Here is a 23,788-nt window from a genome sequence, read left to right as displayed (position 1 = left end):
TTCTATACCTGTATCACCTGATGACCTGCCGCCTTCAGCAGCCGGTTCATGATTGCCTGTCCGATCCCTGCTGTCTCAAAAGACTCTGTGAACATCACTTCTACGTTATCATCATCGAACTCTCTGAGTATCCGGAACAGATGCCTTGCAATCACCTCTTCATCCCGCCTGCTGCCGACACTCTTGATATCATCTCCATGATAACGGGCGACTGTCTCATCCGTAGCGATCACACCCGTTTTTCTGCCTTCTTTCTGAAGGGCAGAAATCCTCTCATTAATATAGGAAACTACACGCTCCGGCTCTCCCTCCACGATAGAAAGATTTCCCTTCGGTGCATAATGTCTGTATTTCATGCCAGGTGCTTTCGGTGCCTGACGGGAATTGGCATCCAGGATCGTCCTGTCCACATCCACAAGTCCCAGTGTCTCCGTGAGCATATCCTGTGTCACATACCCGGGCCGCAGTATCGTCGGTACCTCCCCCGTCAGATCAATGATCGTAGATTCCAGTCCGATATTTACTTCACCCCCGTCTATGATCATGTCCACAAGACCATCCAGATCCTCGATCACATATCTGGCAACCGTTGGGCTTGGTCTTCCTGACCGGTTGGCACTTGGTGCTGCAATATAGCCACCTGCTGCATCGATCATTGCCCTTGCTGTCTTATGAGAAGGCATCCGGACAGCCACTGTATCAAGTCCCCCCGTTGTTGCAAGGGGTACAGCACTTGATTTATGGAAGATCATGGTCAGTGGTCCCGGCCAGTATCTCTCTGCCAGCTTTCTTGCTGCCGGCGGAATCTCTGTCACGATCTTCTTAAGTGCCTCCATGTTCGTAATATGCACGATCAACGGATTGTCGGAAGGTCTTCCTTTGGCAGCATAGATCAGTCTGGATGAATTTTCATTCAGGGCATCCCCACCAAGACCATATACTGTTTCTGTAGGAAATGCCACAAGGCCACCCCGTTTCAGGATTTCTCCCGCCCTGGCAATTGCCTCCTGATCAATCTGTTCTTCGTCTATCTTTACAATCTCTGTCTTCATGTATATTTCCTTCTTACTAATCCTCTTCACTCTATCACATTTCAGGCCGTTTGACCAGTACCGATATACTTCATGATTCCCATATGAATACGCCATGCGACCCTCTCCTGGTACTCCTGTGTCACCAGTTTTTCCGCTTCTTCCGCATTCGACAGGAAGCCACACTCTGCGATCACGATGGGTTTTGCCGTCTTTTTCAGAAGATAATAGCTGTCATTGCCTTTTTCCAGCCTTCTGTTATCGGGCTGGAGCACCTGGAATTCCTTCTGGATCATAGACGCAAGCATTCTGCTTCTTTCACTGGTCGCATAATAAAAGACCTGTGCCCCCTTTACGCTTTCCTGCTGATAGCTGTTCTGATGGATACTTACCACAAGTACCGGATCCGCTTCCTCGATAATTGCGATCCGGCGCTTCATATCCTGCACCTTTTTGTTGGAAACGTTTTCGTCATACAGTCCCCCATCTGTTTCCCTGGTCATCACCACCCGGATATCCTCTGCTTCCAGAAATGCTTTCAGCTTCTCTGCGATCTGCAGATTGACATCCTTTTCAAGTGCCTGGTTGATTCCCACCTTGCCAGGATCTGAGCCGCCATGTCCTGCATCCACTACCACACAGTACTTTGCCATTTTTCTGTTTTTTTTCCACACACCCTTCTCATCCTGCTCTTCCACCCAGGAGCTGCCACTGTTCTGTGATCCCTTTTGGACGCTGTCCCCATATGTCTGCACCCTTATGGAAGACACATAGCTTCCAGCCCTTCCTGCTGTCAGAAACATGGAAAACAAAAGGATCCCTGTCATCACAAGCCGTAATATTCTGTTCTGGTTCTCTGTCATATTTCCAAACCATACCGCTCTTTTCCTAATATAAATATGAAAAAACAGCCGCCGGTATTCCCGGTGGCTGCTCCTTCTGCCCACATCTTTTCCTGCCTCAGAGAATCTGCTTTTCTCTTGCAGACTCTCTGTCATTTTCCTTTCATCTCTTCTGATATTCAGTGTTTATTTGTCCAGATACTCTCCGATCACATCCCAGATCTCCGGCTTTTCAAATCCGAGTCTCCACTCAGCCACGCCGCCGATTCCATAATTCTCCATAACATTCAGTTTGACCTTGATGGAATCTGCATCTTCCAGCCATACCTGATATCTGGAATCTCCACTGGTATACTCTCCATAATTCTGACAGGTAGTTTCATCCCACTCTGCTGTAATACCATGATTGCTGATAAACTGTTCAGCAGTCACCATATCCACTGCCTGGCTGCTGATCCCGTCTCCGGTCGTTTCCCAGATTCTTGTATAGAACGGGATCGCATTGATCACCTTCTCTGCCGGCACTTCCTTGACTGTCTGCGCTATACCGTCCTCCACATAATCAATAGATGCCACACTGCCGGCTTCCTTGCTGCCGGCATAATGCTCATCATACCCCATAACGATCACATAATCCGCTACGATCCCCTGCTCTTTACGGTCATAATAATCATTAAAATCTCTTGGTACATAGTTATCAACAGACAGAACCTTTCCATTCTTTCTGCATGCTACCGAAAGCTCCCTGATAAATTCCACGAAGTGCTCTCCGCAGTCCATGCTGAGCTGTTCGAAATCCACATTGATCCCATCAATTCCATAAGTAATAAGATCATTCATCAGACTGTCGATCAGCTTCTGTCTTGTTGTGGTGGATGACAGGATCTCATACATACTGATACTGTCCTTGTATTCAATATTTTCAATAAGTGCCCATACCTCAAGTCCCCTGTCGTGAGCCTTCTGCACATAGTCTGCACTGGCAAAGCTGGTATAACCGCCTTCATTATCACAGAGCTTAAACCATGTCGGTGAAATCACGTTCAGATTCCCTGCGTTCGCTGTAACACTGTTAAAGGTATCATTTCCTCCTGCACTGGCAACAACATGCCAGCCGAGGTTGATCTTGTGATCCCTTGTCAGACTGGTATATTCCGGTTCCTGATAATCAGTGACCGGGATCGGCTGTTCACTCCGGATGCCGGTCAGTCTCTTATTCTCCACATAGCCGATCACCGAGTCTGCCGTTTTCACCTTGCTCCAGGTTTCCATCTGTTCCAGAACGGATACCTGGTCTCCCTTCTGTACATCAGTAAGGATCTCACTCTTGACGCCACCCTTCACTCTGACCTGCGTATTTTTGCTGATGGATGCCACCTCGTAAGATGGCCATTCCGTTGTAAGCTGGATCCTGTAGGGATCCGTGAAAAGCTGGTAGGAAAAATTTGTATACTGTTTTATATAATCAAGCGCCACATAAAGGGTATCTCCCTCCCATATAGCTGCCGTATAGCCAAGTTCTTCACTTCCCTGTGCTGTCTCCTTCACACTGCTGCCGATACTGTTTCTTACAATATCCTCCGGCAGGGTATAAAGCAGCAGCCCTTCTCCCCCATCCACATAAAATCTGTCATTCAGATATTTATGGATCGTTGCCATATCAAGATAACAGATGCCGTCTGATATCCTGGCCTTTTCTTCCACGATCTCATCCTGCAGCACAATTGCTGCCTCCTGTGAACCGGTAATGCCATAGTAGACGTTCAGGTCTGCCCTTTCCTTAGAATAGGAATATTTCTCCAGAATTCTGCTTCCAAAAGTCACGCCGCCTATGATTATAATAAGGACGATTGCGATTACTATGGGAATGATTTTTTTCTTCATGCCGCCTTTCCTCCAATCGCCCTATATTATAACAAACATTACTCTTACCGTCATTACAATTTTTGACTTTTTTTGCGGCTCAGAGATAAGTACATTTTCATCAGATTACCGCTTACCTGCATCCTTTCTGCCAGCATCTGTTATGCAGACATTTTACTTGTCCGCCGGATACAGGGGGCTGCCTGTCCTGACAGTCCGGTATGCAGATAAAGCAGTAACAGGAGGCTTATTTAAGAGAAATCCTGTCATATCTGATTTCTGTTATCTTTCCATTCTGATCAGTCACATAGTCAGGCATATACATGCTGTCCTCCATCACACAGTTCTGCTCAATGGATTTAAGTGATGCCGGAACGCCGTCCAGATAGAGCCTGACCCCTGTTTCCTCCCATTTTTTAAGGTTCTCATACAGAACCTGCGAAGACGTTTCATTTCGTTCTTCCATAAAGGATCCCTCCGCTTAGCTTCCAGACCATTCTTCCTGCAGATTGCTCCAAAAGGTTTTGTGGTATGTTGCTTCCACCCGGGAAATTTAATCTGAAAGCTGATTATAGTTTTTCATTTTCTGACGATAATAATAATGCTTTTGCAGAGATGCCGGATATGTATCAAACCAATACCGATTAGCGAAATTTCAGTGAATTATAACAGTGATCATCTGTTGGGGAAATATTCGCGACAGGCCTTGCACGAATGATAAGCCTGTAAGACATCTTCTCTTCCGGCTAAATAAACTGGAATGACATTCCGCCGGGAATCATATAAAAAATGAGAAGATTAGATTTTGCTTTGAAAATTAAATATAAACTCTACCATGCCTCCTTCTGATACAGGATTTATCCGGAAGCACCTCATATGCGCATTGTATCTCCCCATACTTTTTTGCGCAAGATATTATGTGCGTTGTTAATATTTTTTTTATTCTTTTTTTCTAAATTACGTGTTGCAGAAGTGGATTTATAAAATTTTTTTAAACTCGGTATGCTCCTATTGACTTAGATTCATGCAAAGTATAAAGTATAGATACATTAAGTTTATTGTCACCAAATTGCAGGATAACAGTATCTTAATAGTAAGGATGTGATAAATATGAAAATCGAAAAAGTAAATGACCACCAGATTCGCTGTACCCTGACCAGAGAAGATCTGGCAGACAGAGAACTCAAGCTCAGCGAACTCGCCTATGGCACTGAAAAGGCAAAGGATCTGTTCCGCGATATGATGCAGCAGGCATCATTTGAATTTGGGTTTGAAGCGGATGATATTCCTTTAATGATAGAGGCTATTCCCCTTAGTTCCGAATGTATCGTTCTGATCATCACCAAAGTGGAGGATCCGGAAGAGCTTGATACACGTTTTTCCAAGTTTGCCCCTTCCGTCCATGAAGATGCGGATGCAGCAGATACTGCAGAAGCTCTTGCTGAAAGCGCAGATGATGTGCTGGATCTGTTCCGCCGGGTACAGGGAAAGCAGTCAGATACTGCCGGTGAAAAGTCATCTTCTGATACCGGTACGAAAGAGCCTCTCCAGGATACCAGCAGCAAGATCCGTTCCATTAAGGAAGCTCTTCAGAAAAAACTGGCTGAGAATTCATCCATGGAGCTGACAAGACTTTATCTTTTCCATTCCCTGGATGAGGTTTTACGTCTTTCCCATGTCCTTTCAGGCTGCTATCATGGTGAAAACTCCCTGTATCGTCAGGAAGATGGCACCTACATTCTGGTTCTGTCCAAAAATGGACACACACCGGTGGAATTCAACAAAATATGCAATATTCTTTCCGAATACAGCAGTGCGGCCAAATCTGTTCCCGCCTCCGAGTCGTATCTGGAAGAGCACTATGAACCCGTCATCAAGAATGACGCCCTGCAATCGTTATCCTGCATGTAAACAGTGCAATCACAAAAGTCCTGCCATATGACAGACTTTTCTGTATATCAGAATATGAAAAGCCCTTCGGAGAAATCATATGTAATGATTTCCGGAGGGCTTTACTTTCCTATCTGATCATATCGGGATCCCGCTCCTACAGAGCTGCGATCCTGGTCATAAGGTCTTCAATATCCATTCCATGAACCATAGCTGCTTCCTCAAGGCTTTCTGCCTGTGCGGAGGGGCATCCAAGGCAATGCATGCCTGCTTCCATCAGAATAGGGGCAACTGCCGGATTCGTTCTTAAGATCTCGCCAATCGTCATGTCCTTTGTGATCTGTGCCATTTCCATACCTCCTTTTTATTCGCTGTCTGTTCAGTATAATACTTTCCTTTTCTTCTTTCAAGTATACGCTTTATTTTTCGTCTGATTTTACGTCTGTCGAATTCGTGTACAAAACCATGTACATTGCGCAAAACGGTTGACACTGACCCTTGCCTGGTAGTACACTTTTATCGTAAAGAACAGCATGGAATCAGTATAAATTCTGACTTCCCTGTTGATAATATTATTGTTTTACCGAGAAGGAGGTAAATTTTCATGGCAGAAGCATGGAGAGGCTTTAAAAAAGATGGCCATTGGGATGTAGACGTTAATGTACGTAACTTCATCCAGACCAACTACACTCCCTATGATGGGGATGAGAGCTTCCTGGAGGGTTCTACCGAAGCAACAGATAAGCTTTGGGGCAGACTGCAGGAGTTACAGAAGGAAGAGCGTGAGCACAACGGCGTTCTTGAATGCGAGACAGAGGTTGTATCCAGTCTGACCGCTTATGGCCCTGGATATATCGATGAGTCTATGAAGGATCTTGAGCAGATCGTTGGTCTGCAGACAGACAAGCCTTTAAAGAGAGCATTTATGCCTTATGGTGGTATCAAGATGGCTGAGGAAGCAGCAAGCACCTATGGCTATCAGGTAAACGAGAAGTTCCACAAGATCTTCAATGATTACCACAAGACACACAACCAGGCAGTATTTGATGCTTATACAGACGAGATGAAGGTTGCTCGTCATACACATATCGTTACAGGTCTTCCTGATACTTACGGACGTGGACGTATCGTAGGTGACTACAGAAGAGTTGCTCTGTATGGTATCGATTTCCTGATCCAGAAGAAGATGGATGACAAGAAGAACTGCGGTAACGGTACTATGGATGAGGAAACCATCCGTTTAAGAGAAGAAATCGCTGACCAGATCAAGGCTCTGAAGGGCATGAAGGAAATGGCTAAGATCTATGGCTATGATATTTCAGGTCCTGCTACCAATGCCAAGGAAGCTATACAGTGGTTATACTTCGGATACCTTGCAGCAATCAAGACACAGAACGGTGCAGCAATGTCCGTAGGACGTATCTCCACCTTCCTTGATATCTATATCAACAGAGACCTTGCTGAGGGTACTCTGACAGAGAAGGAAGCTCAGGAACTGATCGACCATATGACCATGAAGTTCCGTATGGTTAAGTTCGCCCGTATTCCTTCTTACAACCAGCTCTTCTCCGGTGACCCTGTATGGGCTACTCTTGAAGTTGCTGGTATCGGAATGGATGGCCGTCATATGGTTACAAAGAACGACTATCGTTTCCTTCATACTCTTGAAAACATGGGACCCAGCCCTGAGCCGAACCTGACAGTTCTGTACTCAAGCGCTCTTCCTGAGAACTTCAAGAAGTATGCAGCTAAGATTTCCGTTAACACATCTTCCATCCAGTATGAGAACGATGATGTTATGAAGCCTATCTGGGGCGATGACTACAGCATCTGCTGCTGTGTATCCGCTACACAGACTGGTAAGGAGATCCAGTTCTTTGGTGCTCGTGCTAACCTTGCTAAATGTCTCCTTTACGCTATCAATGGTGGTAAGGATGAGAAGCATCTTGATAAAGAAGGCAAGCATATGCAGTGCGGTCCTGAAATCGCACCTATTACTTCCGAGTACCTTGATTTCGACGAAGTTATGCACAAATATGATATCATGCTTGACTGGTGTGCAGCTCTGTATGTTAACATCCTGAACCTGATCCACTATATGCATGATAAGTATTATTACGAAGCAGCAGAGATGGCTCTGATTGATACTGACGTAAGAAGAACATTCGCTACCGGTATTGCAGGACTTTCTCATGTAGCAGACTCTCTGTCCGCTATCAAGTATGCTAAGGTTAAAGTTATCCGTGATGACCAGGGCTGCGCTGTTGACTTCAAGACAGAAGGCGAGTTCCCTAAGTATGGTAATGATGATCCAAGAGCTGATGAGTTCGCTGTATGGCTTCTTAAGACCTTCATGGAGAAGATCAAGAAGAACAAGACCTACAGAAATTCTGAGCCTACAACATCTATCCTGACCATTACTTCCAACGTTGTTTATGGTAAGGCAACCGGTGCACTTCCTGATGGAAGAGCTGCTTACACACCTTTTGCTCCTGGTGCTTCACCGTCTTACGGTGCAGAGCAGTGTGGACTTCTTGCTTCCCTGAACTCTGTTGCTAAGCTTCCTTATGAGTATGCTCTGGATGGTATTTCCAATACACAGACTATGGCTCCTTCAGCACTTGGCCATGATCTTAACGAGCAGAAGAATACTCTGGTTAGCGTTCTTGATGGTTACTTCGATCGTGGAGCTCATCACCTCAACGTTAACGTATTTGGTACCGAGAAGCTGTTAGATGCACAGGCACATCCTGAGAAGCCTGAGTACGCAAACTTCACCATCCGTGTATCTGGTTATGCTGTTAAGTTTATCAGCCTGACCAAGGAACAGCAGGATGATGTTATTGCAAGAACCTGTCATAAGAGCCTTTAATCTTTAGCAGGTTTACAGCAAAGACAAATACAGGGGGTCGGGCATAAGCCCGGCCCCTTTTTCAGAAATTGTTACTATATTAATTATCCCCATGGCTGCCAGCACGGCAGAGAAAGGACACTATGATCAAAGGTAGAATTCACTCATTAGAATCATTCGGAGCTGTAGATGGCCCCGGTATCCGTTATCTCATTTTCTTAAAGGGCTGCAATATGCGGTGTATGTACTGTCACAATGTAGACACCTGGAATCCGGAGACGGATAATCTGATGACTGCCGATGAGCTTTTGGACAAGGCAGAACGTTTCCGCAGCTACTGGGGCAAAGAAGGCGGCATCACTGTCAGTGGCGGTGAAGCCCTATTACAGATTGATTTTCTGGTAGATCTTTTCCGTAAGGCTCATGAGCGTGGTATCAATACCACGCTGGATACCTCTGCACAGCCTTTTACTAGAGAAGAGCCTTTCTTCTCCAAGTTTAATGAATTGATCAAATATACTGATCTTGTTATGCTTGATATCAAACACATTGATGACGCTGAACATATCAAACTCACAGGTCATACCAACAAGAATATTCTTGACTGTGCGAGATATCTGTCTGATCAGGGTATTAATATGTGGATCCGTCATGTCCTTGTTCCAGGTATTACAGACAATGATGTGTACCTTAAAAAGACACGGGAATTTATCGATACCCTGAAGACTGTAACTAAGGTTGAAGTTCTTCCCTATCACACATTAGGTGCTTATAAATGGAAGGAGCTGGGCATTCCCTATAAGCTTGAAGGCATTGATCCTCCAACTCCGGATCGCATCAAAAATGCAAAAGATATCCTGGAATTTACCAGATAATTAATGATAATTTTTCGAAATAAGCTTGTAATAGCTTCGCTTTTATATTACAATACACTTAAGTTTTATTGATTAAATGGTATCAACAATATCACTTGATACCCGTAAATAAGGAGGATAAAATTATGGCATATGTAATCGGTGATTCTTGTATTTCCTGTGGTGCCTGTGCAGCACAGTGTCCTGTAAGCGCTATCGCAGAAGGCGATGGCAAGTTCGAAATCGACAAGAATACTTGTATCAGTTGTGGTTCCTGTGCAGGCGGATGCCCTGTTGGAGCTATCTCTGAAGAGTAATCTGAAATCTGAATTTTACAGACAGATAAGAGAAGCGTTCAATCATACGATTGAACGCTTTTTACTTAGAAAAAATCCGCCTTTCTTCTTTCCAGCCTTTTCATCCGCAGAAGGCACTCTTTCCTCTGCCTGTCCACATACTTCCTGTACCTTCTGTTCTGGCATTTTCCGCTTCTGTGCAAATAATGTAATCTCATCTGCAGAAGGCTCTGTACTGCCTTTATTCTTCTTTTCCCACCGTTTTCCCTTGCTTCTTACACGGAGAAGCTCATCAAGCTGTCTGTAGTATTCCTCCTGTCGTCTGATCTGCTGCCCATCTCTTTCCTCTTCCCTTTCCTCCTGCTGCCGGAACTGATAATCCAGTTCTTTTAATATGCTTTCCTTGATATCGTCACACATTTCCCTGTTATTACTTCTTACTGCCTCGGCAATCATATTCTGCAGAAGCTGCTGCAGGCGCAGGCTCTTTGCCTCCCTGCTTTCCTCAGGAACAGGCATGAATTCTCCTTTATTCACCATTACCACATGACGTTTCATTCCCTCCTGTTCCTCTCTCATCAGAACGTTCCGGATTGCTTTCAGCTGCAGTCCCTGTTCTTTTAGATCGCGTACCTCCTGAAATCTTCTGATATCATCTTCTGTATAATAGCGGTGTCCCATCTCATTTCTTTTGATCGGAAGCTTCAGTTCCTCCTCCCAGTATCTCAGTACATGGGATTCCACCTGTACCCTCTTCGCTGCATCGGAAATCAGATATGTTTTTTCTGCCTGTTTCATTTTTTCCTCCTTTTATACAAAAAAGAGAACGGACTTCTTTTGTCTGTTCTCTTTCGTAATCATAATCCATATTGTTATATAAATAGTCAGCCTCTGTATTTTTACCGCTCCATATTGGCAAACTTGGTATAATCTGGCAGCCATACCAGCTCTACCGTACCAATAGGGCCGTTTCTCTGCTTGGCTATAATGATCTCTGCGATTCCTTTCTTATCGGTATCTTTATTGTAATAATCATCACGGTAAATAAACATAACAACATCGGCATCCTGCTCAATCGCTCCGGATTCACGCAGGTCAGACAACATAGGTCTGTGATCCGGTCTCTGCTCTACTGCACGGCTGAGCTGTGACAAGGCGATTACAGGGACTGACAATTCTCTTGCCAGTGCTTTCAGCGAACGCGAAATATCAGAAATCTCCTGCTGTCTGGATTCACTGCCTCTTCCGCCTCCACTCATGAGCTGCAAGTAGTCGATAATGATCATTTTCAGATCATGATCCATCTTATACTTCCGGCATTTGGATCGCAGCTCTGCAATGCTGATACCAGGTGTATCGTCGATGATCAGATTGGACTGTCCGATCACTCCTGCGCTTTCTATCAGCTTCTCCCACTCCATATCAGTCAGATTACCTGTACGAAGGTGTTGGGAATCCACCCGGGACTCCAGGGAGAAAAGACGGTTCACAAGCTGTTCCTTACTCATTTCCAGGCTGAATATAGCTACTGTCTGATTCAGCTTAAAAGCCACATGCTGGGCAATATTTAACACAAAGGCAGTTTTACCCATAGAGGGTCTTGCAGCCACCAGAACAAGGTCAGCAGGCTGCATACCGGCTGTCTTATAATCAAGATCCAGGAAACCTGTTGCAATTCCCGTTACATTCCCCTGATTTCTGGAAGCCTTTTCGATCCTGTCCATGGCATTCATGACAACCTGGCGGATCGGCACATATTCACCGGTATTTCTCTTCTGTACCAGTTCAAATACTTTTTTCTCTGTGCTTTCCAGGATCACTTCCAGATCTTCCTTACCAGCATAACATGTATTTTCAATCTCCTGATTCAGGCGGATCAGTTTCCGAAGTGTCGATTTCTCTGCCACAATACCGGCATAGTACTTTACATTGGCAGAAGTTGTGACCGAGCGCATGATATCACGGATAAAATCAAGACTCACCATCTCGGGAGGGACATCCTTCGCTCTCAGCCTGTCCTGCAGTGTAACCGGATCTACCGCTTTTCCCTGATCATTCAGCTCCACCATGGTATCAAAAACTACCCCATACTGCTTACTGTAAAAATCATCCCCAGTAAGCATTTCAGATGCCACCGATATTGCTTCCTTATCCATGATCATAGAGCCGACCACAGCCTGCTCAGCTTCCATATTCTGTGGTAATACTCTTTTTAAAAGCGCCTCTTCTGCTGCCATTACCTGCTTCCTCTTACCTTATTTCGCTTCTGTAACCTTAACCTTCAGCTTACCTGTTACCTTGGGATGAAGCTTAACAGACACTTCATACACGCCAAAGCTTTTTATTGCCTCCGGAAGCTGGATCTTCTTTTTATCGATCTCCTTACCACACTGCTGTTTGTAAGCAGCTGCAATTTCTTTCGTGGAAACAGATCCAAAGGTTCTTCCGCCTTCTCCGGCTTTAATAGAAACCACGACTTCTTCCCCGTCCATTATTTTCGCAAATGCCCTGGCCTCTTCCAGCTGTTCCTTAGCCACTTTTTCATCATTGGCATTTTTCAGTTTCAGGTCATTCAGATTAGCACCATTTGCTTCTATGCCCAGCTTCTTTGGCAGCACATAGTTTCTGGCATAGCCATCATTAATGTCAACAACCTGTCCCTTTTTTCCAAGTGCTTTTACATCCTGTGTCAAAATTACTTTCATCTGTATCCTCCTTCCGGTGATCACTCCAGCACGAGCTCACCGTCTTCGATCATTGTATCCAGCGTTGCCTTCAGAATTCCGATTGCTTCCGAAATAGAAATACCTGACAGCTGGCAGCCTGCCGTATTCAGGTGTCCGCCTCCACCCATCTTCTCCATAATGATCTGCACATTGATCTCATCAATAGACCTCGCACTGACAAAAATCTGATTCTGATATTCTGTCATGATAAAGCTTGCTTTGACTCCTCTGATATTCAGAAGCTCATTAGCTGCCTGTGCACCTACAATCGTAGGACTTTCTATATCTTCACTGGTGCATGTGGAAATTGCGAAGGCATTCCTGTAAATTTCCGCCTGGCTGACAGCATCTGCTTTCGCTTTATACTCAATAGCATCCTCACGGAACAGCTTGCGGACTCTCGTCACATCTGCACCGTTCCTTCTAAGAAACGCTGCTGCCTCAAAAGTCCGGACGCCTGTCTTACCCATAAAGTTATTGGTATCGATCATAATGCCGGAATACATACAGTCTGCTTCCTCAGGAGAAATTCTGATATTATCTCCTATATACTGTAAGATCTCAGAAACCATTTCGCAGGCAGAGGAAGCATATGCCTCAACATAAGACAATGTTGCATTCTCAATAATTTCTGTTCCCTGCCTGTGATGATCCAGCACAACAATTGATTTACACAACCTGAGCAGATCCGGGAATTCTGTGATACTTGGTTTATTCACATCCACAACCACAAGTGCCGTATTTCCACCCGCATATTCAAGTGCCTGCTGATTGTTGATTATCATATTCTCATAGTCTTCATTATGCTGAAAGAGCTCTACCATGGGCTTAATACCCTTTCCTACCTCATTCAGTACAATGTGGGCTTCCTTCTCCAGAATACGTGCAATCCGGTAAATGCCCACCGCTGCACCGAAGCTGTCTGCATCCGGAAGCCTGTGCCCCATGATAAGAACCTGATCCTTGCCAGATATAATTTCCCTGAGAGCCTGTGCCTTTACTCTGGCCTTTACTCTCGTGTTCTTCTCTACCTGCTGGCTCTTGCCACCAAAGTAGATCGTATTCTCCGGTGTCTTGACTACCGCCTGATCACCACCTCTTCCAAGAGCAAGATCGATCGCATTTCTGGCAAATTCATAGTTCTGTGCATAGGAAAGTCCGTCCAGTCCCAGCCCGATGCTGATCGTTACTGCCATCTCATTTCCAATATTAACAGTCTTGACATCATCCAGCAGGTCAAATTTATTCTCCCGGAGGATCGTGACAGATTTTTTCCGGAGAATGACCATATACTTGTCCTTCTCGATCTTCTTGCAGATTCCATCGAGAGCGGCAATATATTTATTCACTTTCCGGTCAATAAGCGCAGTCAGAAGCGACCTTCTGACCTCCTCTACACTGTCAAGTGCTTCCTCATAATTATCCAGATAGATCATTCCCACAGCAAGGCTCTGATCGTCTACCTCCTGCAGGGCAATCTTAAGCGCTGTTTCATCAAACAGGTAAAAAGCGATCAGGCAGCCATCGTATCCTTCCCCATCGATAATATCACTGTTCTGCGCCATCTCCCTCATGGAGATTTTACGCATCCTCACCTCATAATTCCTGTCTTCAAAGACAATGGGAAATGATACCTCATCTTCCTCATCCGGAAGCTTCTCTCTGGTGATTGATGGAAACAGAGATGTAATGGACTTACGGTACCCCTTTTCCTTATGTACGACCTCCTCGAATCTGGCATTAGTCCAGATGATCCGTCCTTCCTCGTCCAGCATGGCATAAGGCAGCTCCAGCTCCCGGAGCAATACCTTCTGGATCTGCCCGTACTGGGTCGCAAAGCTCACAAGTTCATTCATGATAATAGGCTTATTATAAAGCTGCAGCAATACTGTAATCCCAAAATAAAAAAGGGTAAAGCAGGTAAGGACAAGTCCTGAGGGCACGTCCAGGATATACACCAGAAGATTTACTGCAACCAGTAAAAATCCCAGATACAAAGAAGTCTGCGTATAGCTCTTCAGCCTTCCCTTTAACTTCATATTTCTTTTTTTAGAAGCCATTTCAATACCTCTGTAAAAACCAGATTCTTTCCTAACATAATACTGTATCAGTATATCATTTTTCCGGGAAAGTTTCCACTCTATTCTTCTTCCTCATTCTGACCTTTTCCGACAGAGTACCATGGTCATATCAGCCAGGATAATACCATGGCATTACTGAAAAGCCACAAAAGAAAAGCCTCTGAGTACTTGTATTGCAATACTCAAAGGCTTATATTTCTTTATCTGTCCTGGTTCAGGAATTAGTCCTGAACGTAAGGCATAAGAGCGATATGACGCGCTCTCTTGATTGCTACTGTCAGAGCTCTCTGATGCTTTGCACAGTTTCCAGTGATTCTTCTGGGAAGGATCTTTCCTCTCTCAGATACATATCTCTTTAACTTGGCTGTATCCTTGTAATCGATCACATTATCTTTACCACAGAATACGCATACTTTCTTTCTTCTGCGAATTCCGCCTTTTCTTCTCATAGGAGAATCGGATTTCTCTGTTTTATTATATGCCATAATAAATTGCCTCCTGTCTTATTTTGCAGCTGACGCCGCAACCCATTAGTTAAATGGCAGCTCCTCGTCAATTCCATCCGGAATGTTCATGAAACCGTCACCGGCACCTGAAGGTTCAGGCGCTCTGTTTCCTCCACCGGTATAACCCCCGTCACTACCGGAACTGTTTTTGCTTTCAGCAAATTCCTGCTCTTCTACCACAACCTCTGTCGTGTAGACTCTGACACCATCCTTGTTGGTATAGCTGCCTGTCTGGATACGACCGGTAACAGCAACCTTGGTTCCCTTTCTGAAATACTTCTCTGCAAATTCACCTGCACGTCCAAAAGCCACACAGTTAATGAAGTCTGCTGTCTGTTCATCAGAATTGTTACGGTTAAACCTGCGGTCTACAGCAAGTGTGTATCTGGCTATTGCCAAAGCATTCTCACCCTGTGAATATCTCACCTCGGGATCTCTTGTCAATCGACCCATAAGTATTACTTTGTTCATGTGTCCCTCTCTTTGGAAGTACTATAGTGTACTTTCTATACCTCGTCCTGTTTTACGATCAAAAATCTGAGAACGTTGTCCATGATGCGGATACGGTTTTCAATTTCAACCGGTGCAGATGTCTCAGCGTCGAACTGAATGAAGTAATAGAATGCGTCTTTCATCTTCTGGACTTCATAAGCCATTCTCTTCTTACCCCAGTCGTCAACGTTGGTAACAGTACCGCCAAATCTCTCGATCAGCGCCTTGCACTTGTCAACTACTGCTGCTCTTTCATCATCCTCGATTTTCGCACTTACAACAACGGCTAATTCATATTTGCTCATGCTTCTACCTCCTTTTGGTCTCTGGCCCCTGCCTTCTGTTTACAGGAGCAAGGAATTTGTAATTTGCCTTATACATTTGCTGCATAATCAGGCATTTTCAACATACCACGGATTAAAATGATACCATAAAAACCACCCCTTGGCAAGCCTTTATCTTATAATTTCTTTGATATTTTTCTCTATCTGCTTTCTTGGCGACATGATCTGATGGCTGCATCCACAGCACTTCAGCCGGAAGTCTGCCCCGATCCTCAGGACCTCCCATTCATAGCTGCCACAGGGATGTTTTTTCTTAAGTCTCAGTACATCTCCTACCCTGACATCCATAATCTGCTCCTTATAACTGTGAAAATATTTCTCCGATACTTCCTGTTACCACAAGATCTGCCATCTGATCTCTTGCCGTAGGTGTCTTGTTAATCAGGATCAGCTTATTTCCCCTGTAATAATCAATCAGCCCTGCTGCCGGATAAACAACCAGTGATGTTCCTCCCACGATCAGCACGTCTGCTTCCCTGATATATCTGACGGCCTTATCCAGTGTTTCCTGATTCAGCCCTTCCTCATACAGAACCACATCTGGCTTGACTGGGCCTCCACACTTTTCACACCTTGGAACTCCGTCAGCATGCAGCACATATTCTGCATCATAAAAAGCTCCGCAGTCCTCACAATAGTTCCTGAGTACGCTTCCATGAAGCTCCAGTACTTCCTTACTGCCTGCCGCTTGATGCAGTCCATCAATATTCTGGGTGATTACAGCCTTCAGTTTTCCTTCCTTTTCCCATTCAGCCAGCTTCCGGTGTGCCACATTTGGCTTTGCAGAAAGGCAGAGCATCTTGTCCTTATAAAAACGGAAAAATTCTTCTGGTTTTCTTCTATAGAAGGTATGACTCAGGATTGTTTCCGGCGGATAATCATATTTCTGATGATACAATCCATCTACACTTCTGAAATCCGGTATCCCACTTTCCGTTGAAACTCCGGCTCCACCAAAAAAAACAATATTGTTACTTTCACCGATGATCTTCCTTAACTGTTCTACCTCATTCACGCCATTCCCTCCTTACAAATTCCCATAAGTGAAATCTTTCATTACTCCGAAGAATTCCCGGAGCATATTGTTCGCCATCAGAACCGGATCTCCCTTGGCTGCAAGACCGCAGACTTTCTGATAACCTAATTTTTCAGCAAGCCTTCTGGCCCGGAACATATGGAAATTATTGCTCACGATACATACGCTGTCCTGCTCCCTGTCCAGGAATTCTGCTGAATACTTAAGATTCTGCACAGTATTTACGGATCGATCCTCTCTGATGATCCTTTCCTTTTCTATACCCCGTCCTGCCAGATAATCATACATTCCCTGTGCCTCTGAGATCATTTCATCGCTGCCCTGACCCCCGGACACGATCACTTTCGTATCCGGATTCTCCACCAGATAATCATAGGCTGCATCCAGCCGGTACTGCAGTACTCTGGATGGTCCGTCCGGTTTCATCTGTGCTCCAAGAACAATCAGATAATCGCAGTCACTTTCTCCCCTCTGCACATATCCTGTAAAAATCATCCCTTCTACAACGACAAAAAGAACTGCTCCAATACCAACCAGTATCAGAAACAGTCTTTTCAGCCACATAGGCAAATATTTCGTAATGATCCCTGTTCTCACAGACAGGGCAGATAAAAATGAGCACAGTGCCAGAAACAGCCAGATAAAATAAAAACTGGTTCCATGCCCCGCAACTGCCACCACTATAAAATAGAATAAACAAATACAGCCAAGCAACATCAGAATCAGATACATCTTGTAGATCCTCTTACAACTAATTCTCCATCAAATATTTTATGTTGACATTCTGCTTTTTTCAAGATCATGTCAAATAAAAGCTTCATCGTTTCCTGTGCTATCTTTTCACCGGGCTGTTTGATCGTAGTCAGGGAAGGATTCACATATCCTCCAATGTTTACTCCGTCAAATCCTGCAAGTGACATATCCTCAGGCACTCTGAGACCCTCTTCTGCCAGTGCCTTTCCGGCACCGATCGCCATGATATCGGAAATAGCATAAATAGCTGTACATTCTATCTTTTTCTGCAAAAAATCTTTCGTAACCGCATAACCATTTTCCAGTGAAAAATCTTTAATATCTGGTCTGGTGGCCAGCATCAGCTCTTCTCTCACAGGAATCCCGTGATCCGATAATGCTCTCTGATATCCCCGAAGGCGAAGCATACTGATAGATTCTGTCATTCCCTTTTCGTAGATGATCGCAATATTATGATGTCCCTGACGGATCAGGTAATCCGTCATCTTATAGCTTTCCTTTTCATCATCCACACATACAGAAGAATATAGATTCCTGCTGTAGCTGGTTGGAACCGCTCCTGCTGTACTCAGGACAAAGGGTACATGAAGCTGTTCCAGCTTCTTTTCATTATTTTCAAAATAGCCACCCAGGAATACAATCCCCCGGAGTCTCTTTTCCTTTACCAGCTCCAGTGCAGCGTCTACCTGATCCTCCATAAACCCTACATGATGAAGCACCAGAGAATACTTTTTCTTTTTGCATTCCGCTTCCATATCCTTGATCATTTCATTGAAAAAGGAATTGTCGATACCTTTTACGAGAACCGCAATCGCCTTAGCATCCTGACGCTTCAGGTTCCGTGCACTGTTATTCGGGATATAGTTATTCTCCTTGATCACACTCAGGATCTTATCCCTGGTCTCCGGATTAATATCTGGGTGGTTATTTAAGGCCCTTGATACGGTGCTTACACCCACACCGCAGATTCTGGCCACGTCTTTAATGGTAATTTCACTCATGTATCAGAGCCTTCCATACAGCTTAGTCATCTTTCTGATCTCCTCTGCAAGTTCCCCGGTAAATGCATCTGCCTTCATCCGCCACTTCCAGTTATTTCCAAGCGTTGACGGTGTATTGATTCTTGCCCTGGAATCCAATCCAAGATAGTCCTGCATCGGAATGATCGCCGTATCTGCCACACTTGCAAGAGCCGTACGGATCAGCGCTGTATGGATCTTGCCCTGACCTCTGCCCTTTATATCCAGATAATTTCTGCAAAAACGCCTGTCTTTTGCAGAAAGTGCCGTAAACCAGCCTTCTGTTGTGTCATTGTCATGGGTACCGGTATATACTACACAATTCTTCGTATAATTGTGTGGCAGATAATCACTCTCTTCCCTGGAATCAAAAGCAAACTGTAATACCTTCATTCCCGGATAACCTGTCTTTTTTACTAATTTTAACACAGAAGGAGTCAAAAATCCAAGATCTTCTGCAATAATATCCTTTTTGCCAAGCGCTGCCTTCATCGTTTTAAACAGATCATATCCAGGTCCCGGCTCCCATTGTCCATTTTCTGCTGTCGGCTCTCCGTAGGGAATCGCATAGTATTCATCGAATCCACGGAAATGATCAATCCTGAGTACATCGTATTTCTCAAAGGTCGCTTCCAATCTGTTCAGCCACCAGGCATAGCCTGTTTCCTTATGATATTCCCAACGGTACAGCGGATTTCCCCAAAGCTGTCCTGTTGCGGAGAATCCATCAGGCGGGCAGCCTGCCACAGCGATCGGATTGCATTTTTCATCAAACTGGAAAAGTTCAGGATTTGCCCATGCATCCGAACTGTCAAATGCTACATAAATCGGGATATCTCCAATGATCTTTATACCATTTTGATTGGCATATGCCTTCAGAGCCTTCCATTGTTTTGCAAACAAATACTGCTGGAACTGGTAAAACTCTACTTCATCTGCATATTCCTTCTGATATTTCTTAAGTGCTTCCGGCTTCCTGAGTTTGATATCCTCATCCCACTCTACCCAGCAGGTATTGTTAAAATGTGTTTTTACTGCCATATATAAAGCATAATTATCCAGCCAGTCCTTATTTTCCAGGACAAAGGACTGAAACTCCACATTATCCTTAATGTGGCTGTTCTCATATGCTTTTCTCAGCAATAGAAATCTGTTTTTATAAAGCTTTTCATAATCAACATATTCCTCATTGTCACCAAAATCACATGAAGTACAGTCTTCCCTGGTCAGATACCCATCTTCTACAAGATCATCAAGACTGATAAAATATGGATTTCCTGCAAAAGAGGAAAATGACTGATAAGGAGAATCTCCGTAGCTTGTAGGTCCAAGAGGAAGAATCTGCCAGTAAGACTGCCCTGCTGCCTTAAGTTTATCTATAAATTCATATGCCTCCCCGGAAAAGCACCCGATCCCATATGCTGACGGCAAACTGGAAACCGGAAGCAATATACCGCTCTTTCTCATTTTCCTCTTCTCCTCCTAACCCTTTACTGCTCCTGATATAACACCCTCTATGATGTATTTCTGGCAGAATCCATAAAATAAAATGATCGGGATAATAGCCAGCACGATCATAGCCATCATAGCTCCCATATCAATGGCTCCATAACCACCCTTCAGATACTGGATTGCAATCTGGATCGTCTTATATTTATTGATTTTTAATACCAGATAAGGTAACAGGTAATCATTCCATACCCACATGGTTTCCAGAATCGCTACTGAAATTGCTGTCGGCTTCATAATCGGAAATACGATCTTGAAATACGTCTGAACCGGGTTACACCCATCGATCATGGCTGATTCCTCAATTTCAAGCGGTATGGATCTTACAAATCCACAGAACATAAATACCGCAAGTCCGGCTCCAAACCCTAGATATACGATAATGATTCCCACAGGGTTTCCGAGATGCAGCATATCTGCGATTTTGGAAAGAGTAAACATAACCATCTGAAATGGTACGATCATAGAAAAAGCAAACAGATAATAAATACCTGTCGTCCATTTATTCTTTACCCTTGAGATATACCAGGCACACATAGATGTACAGAGTACGATCACAAATACAGAGCCAACTGTAATAAATAGCGTATAGCCAAATGCCCTGAAAAAATCTGTCTTCTGAATACCGTTTATATAATTCTCAATTTTAACAAAAGATTTTGCATCAGGCAATGCAAATGGTCTGTTACTGATAAATATTTTCCTTTTAAAGGAATTCATAAGTACAATTACGATCGGCATTATATATGCTATTGAGATTAATGAAAATATTAAAGTCAAAACCCATCCATGTTTTGCTTTTCTTACATTTGACATTATGCCTGCACCTCCTTACTTCTCGTAAGCTTAAGCTGGATCAGCGCAATCACTGCCACAGCCAGGAAGAAGATGACTGCCTTCGCCTGGCCAACACCTTCCCATCCGGTACGTCCGTAGAATGTATTATAAATATTCAGGGCAAGCAGTTCTGACTTATTGGAAGGCTCTCCTGCCGTCAGTGCCAGGTTCTGGTCATAAAGCTTAAAAGCATTCGTCAGTGTCAGGAATGTACATATGGTAATTGATGGCATAACCATCGGAATAGTCACATAACGCAGAAGCTGTCTGTTTGTTGCTCCATCAATCTTTGCTGCTTCGATCAATTCTCCCGGAATATTCTGGATTCCTGCCACATAAATGATCATCATATAACCGACCTGCTGCCAGTTCATAAGGATCAATAACCCGAAAAATCCATAGGCAGAACTATATGTCAGTGTTCTGTTAATATGAAGAAGAATTCCGTTGAAGATCAGCTGCCAGATATATCCAAGGATAATACCACCGATCAGGTTAGGCATAAAGAAGACCGTCCGAAATACGTTGGTTCCCCGAATTCCCTTTGTAAGCAGCATAGCTACCAGAAAAGCCAGCACATTAATGGTAATCACAGATGCTACTGTGAAAAGTGATGTATACCACAGCGCATGGGTAAATGTCTTATCTCCCCATATCCTGATATAGTTCTTTAACCCCACAAAGGTACTATCGGTTACGGTAGTAAATTCACAAAATGATAAATAAACGCCCAATACGAAGGGAATTACAAAACCGATTGTAAATGCCAGCAATGTAGGCAATGCAAAGATCGGAAAATATTTTTTGATTGCTTTTTCCATATGCCTTCTCCTTGTTTTGAAAAGGGTGGGCAGATAGCGAAACTGCCCACCCCAAACTTATTTCTTTATCTTAATCTGTCGTTCTCCTACAGATTAGTTATTTGCTGCTGCATACTCTGATGCCCAGCCATCAACGAATGCTGTTACAACACCATCCCAGTCGCCAGTTCCCTGTGCATACTCAAGAAGTGCGCTTCCTACACCATTCTTCCACTCTTCAGAAGGCATTGTGGTGAAGGTCCATGCTACAGAGTTCTTTCCGGAGGATACATAATCGTTAGCGATGTTGATCAGAGGATTGGTTGCCGGATAGTTATCAAATGCCTTGAAAGGACAAACAAATCCCATATCCTGTGAAAGTGCTGTACATCCTTCTTCAGAAGTTACAACCCACTTTAAGAAATCCAGAGTTGCCTGAATATCAGCTTCTGATGCATTCTTGTTTACACACCAGTAGTTCTCACTACCTGTACAGAGTCCCTGATTTTCTTCTCCCTCTACACCGATGTAAATAGGAAGCATTCCAAGGGATTCATCAGACATACCATTGGTGGAAAGATCATTATATGCCCATGTACCATTCTGGTAGAACACAGCTTCACCAAGTGCAAATTCAGCTGTTGCATCTTCACCTGTCTTGCTGGAAAGAACTGCAGGATCACAGGTTGCATCTGTAATATACAGATCCCAGATTGCCTTATAGTTATCAAGATAGGTTCCTTTGATTGCAGGAGTTGAGCTGATACCATCTTCCTTATATTCATAATAGATAGGAAGGTTAGCAAGATGGGTCTTGAATCTCCAGTCAGAGCTTGAATCCATACCTGCAGATGTGAAAGCACCCTTTACTCCAAGATCATCCTTGTTCTCCTGAATACTGTCTGCTACTGCTTTCAGCTTGTCAAAGGAATTGATCTCATCAACACTCTTTACTACTGCGTAGTCCTTTCCGAAATATGTATTCAGGATATCTGCATTGTAAATGATACCATAGGTTTCTACAACATAAGCAATACCCTTAATTTCATCGCCATCCTTTAATGCGAAGTCATCACTCTTTAATTCTTTGTAAACATCTGTGTCAGAAAAATCAAGGCAATAATCTTTCCATGATGCAAGACCAACAGGACCATTTACCTGGAACAGTGTAGGTGCATCTGTCTTAGCGATCTCTGATTTCAAAGTAGATTCATAAGTACCGGATGCTGCTGTCTGAACATCAACAGGAACACCTGTCTGCTCTGTATACTTAGCTGCCAGAGCTGTCCAATCATCTGCCTGCTCGGGCTTGAAATTCAGGTAATATACCTTACCCTCTCCAGCAGATGCTGTCTCTTCTGCAGCTTCTGTTTCCTCTGCGGCTTCTGTTTCCTCTGCGGCTGCATCTGTGCCCTCTGTGGCTGTATCAGTTGTTGCAGATGTATCTGCGCTTCCCCCGCAGCCTGCAAGTAACGATACTGCCATTGCTGCACATAACAATGTGCTTACCAGTTTCTTTTTCATAATCTTCATACCTCTCTTCTTAAAGCTTGAAATAAAGTGATTAGTTTCATACTGGAAACGTTTTCGGTATCGTTATCGGTAACGTTTCCGGTACTGTGATTGAATAATAACATAATCCGTTTTATTTGACAATAGTTTTTTTCGTAAATTATCACAGCTTTCCGTTTTTTTGTACAATATAAATAATTGTGATTTTCTATTTTTGTGCACATTTAATGATACTTTCTGTTTCTCATAAAGAAAAAGCCTGCAGTGATAAACTGTAGGCTTCCTACTCCACCCATAAGTCTATTGCTATTAATCAGATTCAGGCAAAAAAGATCTCAGAATATAAATTCTGAGATCCAAAGAGGCGCGAACCGGATTTGAACCGGTGATAACGGTGTTGCAGACCGGGGCCTTACCACTTGGCTATCGCGCCATATTATTAAATTATCATCGCCTTTTTGAATGACTCCAACGGGAATCGAACCCGTGTTACCGCCGTGAAAGGGCGATGTCTTAACCGCTTGACCATGGAGCCTTCTTTTCCTT

At 43.9% G+C, this 23,788-nt stretch carries 24 protein-coding genes and 2 tRNA genes; 4 read left to right on the top strand and 22 right to left on the bottom strand.

What is annotated here, in order from left to right:
• Positions 1-2: 2 nt before the first annotated feature.
• From OCV77_RS09275 to OCV77_RS09260, 4 genes are all read right to left on the bottom strand, one after another.
• Positions 3-1,052 carry an L-threonylcarbamoyladenylate synthase gene (locus OCV77_RS09275; protein WP_118797954.1) on the bottom strand — a complete coding sequence of 350 codons (1,050 nt, stop codon included), beginning with the start codon at positions 1,050-1,052 and terminating at the stop codon, positions 3-5.
• A gap of 41 nt (positions 1,053-1,093) precedes the next feature.
• Positions 1,094-2,029 carry an N-acetylmuramoyl-L-alanine amidase gene (locus tag OCV77_RS09270; protein WP_262574781.1) on the bottom strand — a complete coding sequence of 312 codons (936 nt, stop codon included), beginning with the start codon at positions 2,027-2,029 and terminating at the stop codon, positions 1,094-1,096.
• Between the two features lie 30 nt (positions 2,030-2,059).
• A complete protein-coding gene (locus OCV77_RS09265) occupies positions 2,060-3,757 on the bottom strand; it encodes a glycosyl hydrolase family 18 protein (RefSeq protein ID WP_262574779.1) in 1,698 nt (565 codons plus the stop codon).
• A gap of 226 nt (positions 3,758-3,983) precedes the next feature.
• Complete coding sequence (locus tag OCV77_RS09260) at positions 3,984-4,202, bottom strand: hypothetical protein (RefSeq protein ID WP_118797952.1); 219 nt, start codon at positions 4,200-4,202, stop codon at positions 3,984-3,986.
• 644 nt (positions 4,203-4,846) lie between these two features.
• Here OCV77_RS09260 and OCV77_RS09255 point away from each other — a divergent pair.
• Positions 4,847-5,647: an adaptor protein MecA gene (locus OCV77_RS09255; protein WP_262574777.1), complete on the top strand. Its 801-nt coding sequence runs from the start codon at positions 4,847-4,849 to the stop codon at positions 5,645-5,647.
• A 136-nt stretch (positions 5,648-5,783) separates the two neighbouring features.
• On the opposite strand, the gene OCV77_RS09250 is transcribed toward OCV77_RS09255, so the two are convergent.
• Positions 5,784-5,975, bottom strand: coding sequence for a DUF1858 domain-containing protein (locus OCV77_RS09250; protein WP_118797950.1), 192 nt, complete (start codon positions 5,973-5,975; stop codon positions 5,784-5,786).
• A 255-nt stretch (positions 5,976-6,230) separates the two neighbouring features.
• On the opposite strand from OCV77_RS09250, the gene pflB reads away from it, so the two are divergent.
• From pflB to OCV77_RS09235, 3 genes are all read left to right on the top strand, one after another.
• The gene (gene pflB, locus OCV77_RS09245; RefSeq protein ID WP_262574775.1) at positions 6,231-8,498 is read left to right on the top strand and encodes a formate C-acetyltransferase; all 2,268 of its coding nucleotides are present in this window, start codon (positions 6,231-6,233) and stop codon (positions 8,496-8,498) included.
• Between the two features lie 122 nt (positions 8,499-8,620).
• Complete coding sequence (gene pflA / locus OCV77_RS09240) at positions 8,621-9,352, top strand: pyruvate formate-lyase-activating protein (protein ID WP_118797948.1); 732 nt, start codon at positions 8,621-8,623, stop codon at positions 9,350-9,352.
• 125 nt (positions 9,353-9,477) lie between these two features.
• The gene (locus OCV77_RS09235) at positions 9,478-9,648 is read left to right on the top strand and encodes a DUF362 domain-containing protein (RefSeq protein WP_118797947.1); all 171 of its coding nucleotides are present in this window, start codon (positions 9,478-9,480) and stop codon (positions 9,646-9,648) included.
• Between the two features lie 42 nt (positions 9,649-9,690).
• Here OCV77_RS09235 and OCV77_RS09230 read toward each other — a convergent pair whose 3' ends face one another.
• From OCV77_RS09230 to OCV77_RS09150, 17 genes are all read right to left on the bottom strand, one after another.
• Complete coding sequence (locus OCV77_RS09230; RefSeq protein ID WP_118797946.1) at positions 9,691-10,425, bottom strand: helix-turn-helix domain-containing protein; 735 nt, start codon at positions 10,423-10,425, stop codon at positions 9,691-9,693.
• Between the two features lie 101 nt (positions 10,426-10,526).
• Positions 10,527-11,864 (bottom strand): replicative DNA helicase, encoded by a 1,338-nt coding sequence (dnaB, locus tag OCV77_RS09225; RefSeq protein ID WP_118797945.1) that lies wholly within the window; start codon positions 11,862-11,864, stop codon positions 10,527-10,529.
• Positions 11,865-11,882: 18 nt separating this feature from the next.
• Complete coding sequence (gene rplI, locus OCV77_RS09220) at positions 11,883-12,332, bottom strand: 50S ribosomal protein L9 (RefSeq protein WP_118797944.1); 450 nt, start codon at positions 12,330-12,332, stop codon at positions 11,883-11,885.
• 20 nt (positions 12,333-12,352) lie between these two features.
• Entirely contained in the window at positions 12,353-14,413 is a 2,061-nt protein-coding gene (locus OCV77_RS09215) for a DHH family phosphoesterase (protein WP_262574772.1), read from the bottom strand.
• Between the two features lie 242 nt (positions 14,414-14,655).
• Positions 14,656-14,919, bottom strand: a complete 264-nt coding sequence (gene rpsR / locus OCV77_RS09210; protein WP_118797942.1) for a 30S ribosomal protein S18 — start codon at positions 14,917-14,919, stop codon at positions 14,656-14,658.
• 45 nt (positions 14,920-14,964) lie between these two features.
• Positions 14,965-15,411, bottom strand: a complete 447-nt coding sequence (locus tag OCV77_RS09205; protein ID WP_118797941.1) for a single-stranded DNA-binding protein — start codon at positions 15,409-15,411, stop codon at positions 14,965-14,967.
• Between the two features lie 35 nt (positions 15,412-15,446).
• On the bottom strand, positions 15,447-15,737 hold the full coding sequence (gene rpsF / locus OCV77_RS09200) for a 30S ribosomal protein S6 (RefSeq protein WP_118797940.1): 291 nt from the start codon (positions 15,735-15,737) through the stop codon (positions 15,447-15,449).
• 150 nt (positions 15,738-15,887) lie between these two features.
• Positions 15,888-16,064, bottom strand: a complete 177-nt coding sequence (locus OCV77_RS09195; protein ID WP_118797939.1) for a DUF951 domain-containing protein — start codon at positions 16,062-16,064, stop codon at positions 15,888-15,890.
• 10 nt (positions 16,065-16,074) lie between these two features.
• On the bottom strand, positions 16,075-16,791 hold the full coding sequence (locus tag OCV77_RS09190) for an NAD-dependent protein deacylase (RefSeq protein WP_262574770.1): 717 nt from the start codon (positions 16,789-16,791) through the stop codon (positions 16,075-16,077).
• Positions 16,792-16,803: 12 nt separating this feature from the next.
• Positions 16,804-17,544, bottom strand: a complete 741-nt coding sequence (locus tag OCV77_RS09185) for a YdcF family protein (protein ID WP_262574768.1) — start codon at positions 17,542-17,544, stop codon at positions 16,804-16,806.
• Positions 17,535-18,566 carry a LacI family DNA-binding transcriptional regulator gene (locus tag OCV77_RS09180; protein ID WP_118797936.1) on the bottom strand — a complete coding sequence of 344 codons (1,032 nt, stop codon included), beginning with the start codon at positions 18,564-18,566 and terminating at the stop codon, positions 17,535-17,537. The genes OCV77_RS09185 and OCV77_RS09180 overlap by 10 nt, the downstream gene beginning before the upstream one ends.
• 3 nt (positions 18,567-18,569) lie before the next feature.
• Positions 18,570-20,051, bottom strand: coding sequence for a 4-alpha-glucanotransferase (malQ, locus tag OCV77_RS09175; RefSeq protein WP_262574767.1), 1,482 nt, complete (start codon positions 20,049-20,051; stop codon positions 18,570-18,572).
• 15 nt (positions 20,052-20,066) lie between these two features.
• Complete coding sequence (locus tag OCV77_RS09170) at positions 20,067-20,909, bottom strand: carbohydrate ABC transporter permease (RefSeq protein ID WP_118797934.1); 843 nt, start codon at positions 20,907-20,909, stop codon at positions 20,067-20,069.
• Positions 20,909-21,751 (bottom strand): carbohydrate ABC transporter permease, encoded by an 843-nt coding sequence (locus OCV77_RS09165; protein ID WP_262574766.1) that lies wholly within the window; start codon positions 21,749-21,751, stop codon positions 20,909-20,911. Before OCV77_RS09165 ends, OCV77_RS09170 begins: the two co-directional genes overlap by 1 nt.
• 93 nt (positions 21,752-21,844) lie before the next feature.
• Positions 21,845-23,254: an ABC transporter substrate-binding protein gene (locus OCV77_RS09160; protein ID WP_262574764.1), complete on the bottom strand. Its 1,410-nt coding sequence runs from the start codon at positions 23,252-23,254 to the stop codon at positions 21,845-21,847.
• 350 nt (positions 23,255-23,604) lie between these two features.
• Positions 23,605-23,675 (bottom strand) — tRNA-Cys (locus OCV77_RS09155).
• Positions 23,676-23,705: 30 nt separating this feature from the next.
• Positions 23,706-23,777 (bottom strand) — tRNA-Glu (locus OCV77_RS09150).
• Positions 23,778-23,788 lie beyond the last annotated feature (11 nt).

The organism is Suilimivivens aceti, assembly GCF_025567405.1.
GTDB lineage: Bacteria > Bacillota > Clostridia > Lachnospirales > Lachnospiraceae > Suilimivivens > Suilimivivens aceti.
This window is presented reverse-complemented; position numbering and strand designations above follow the sequence as displayed.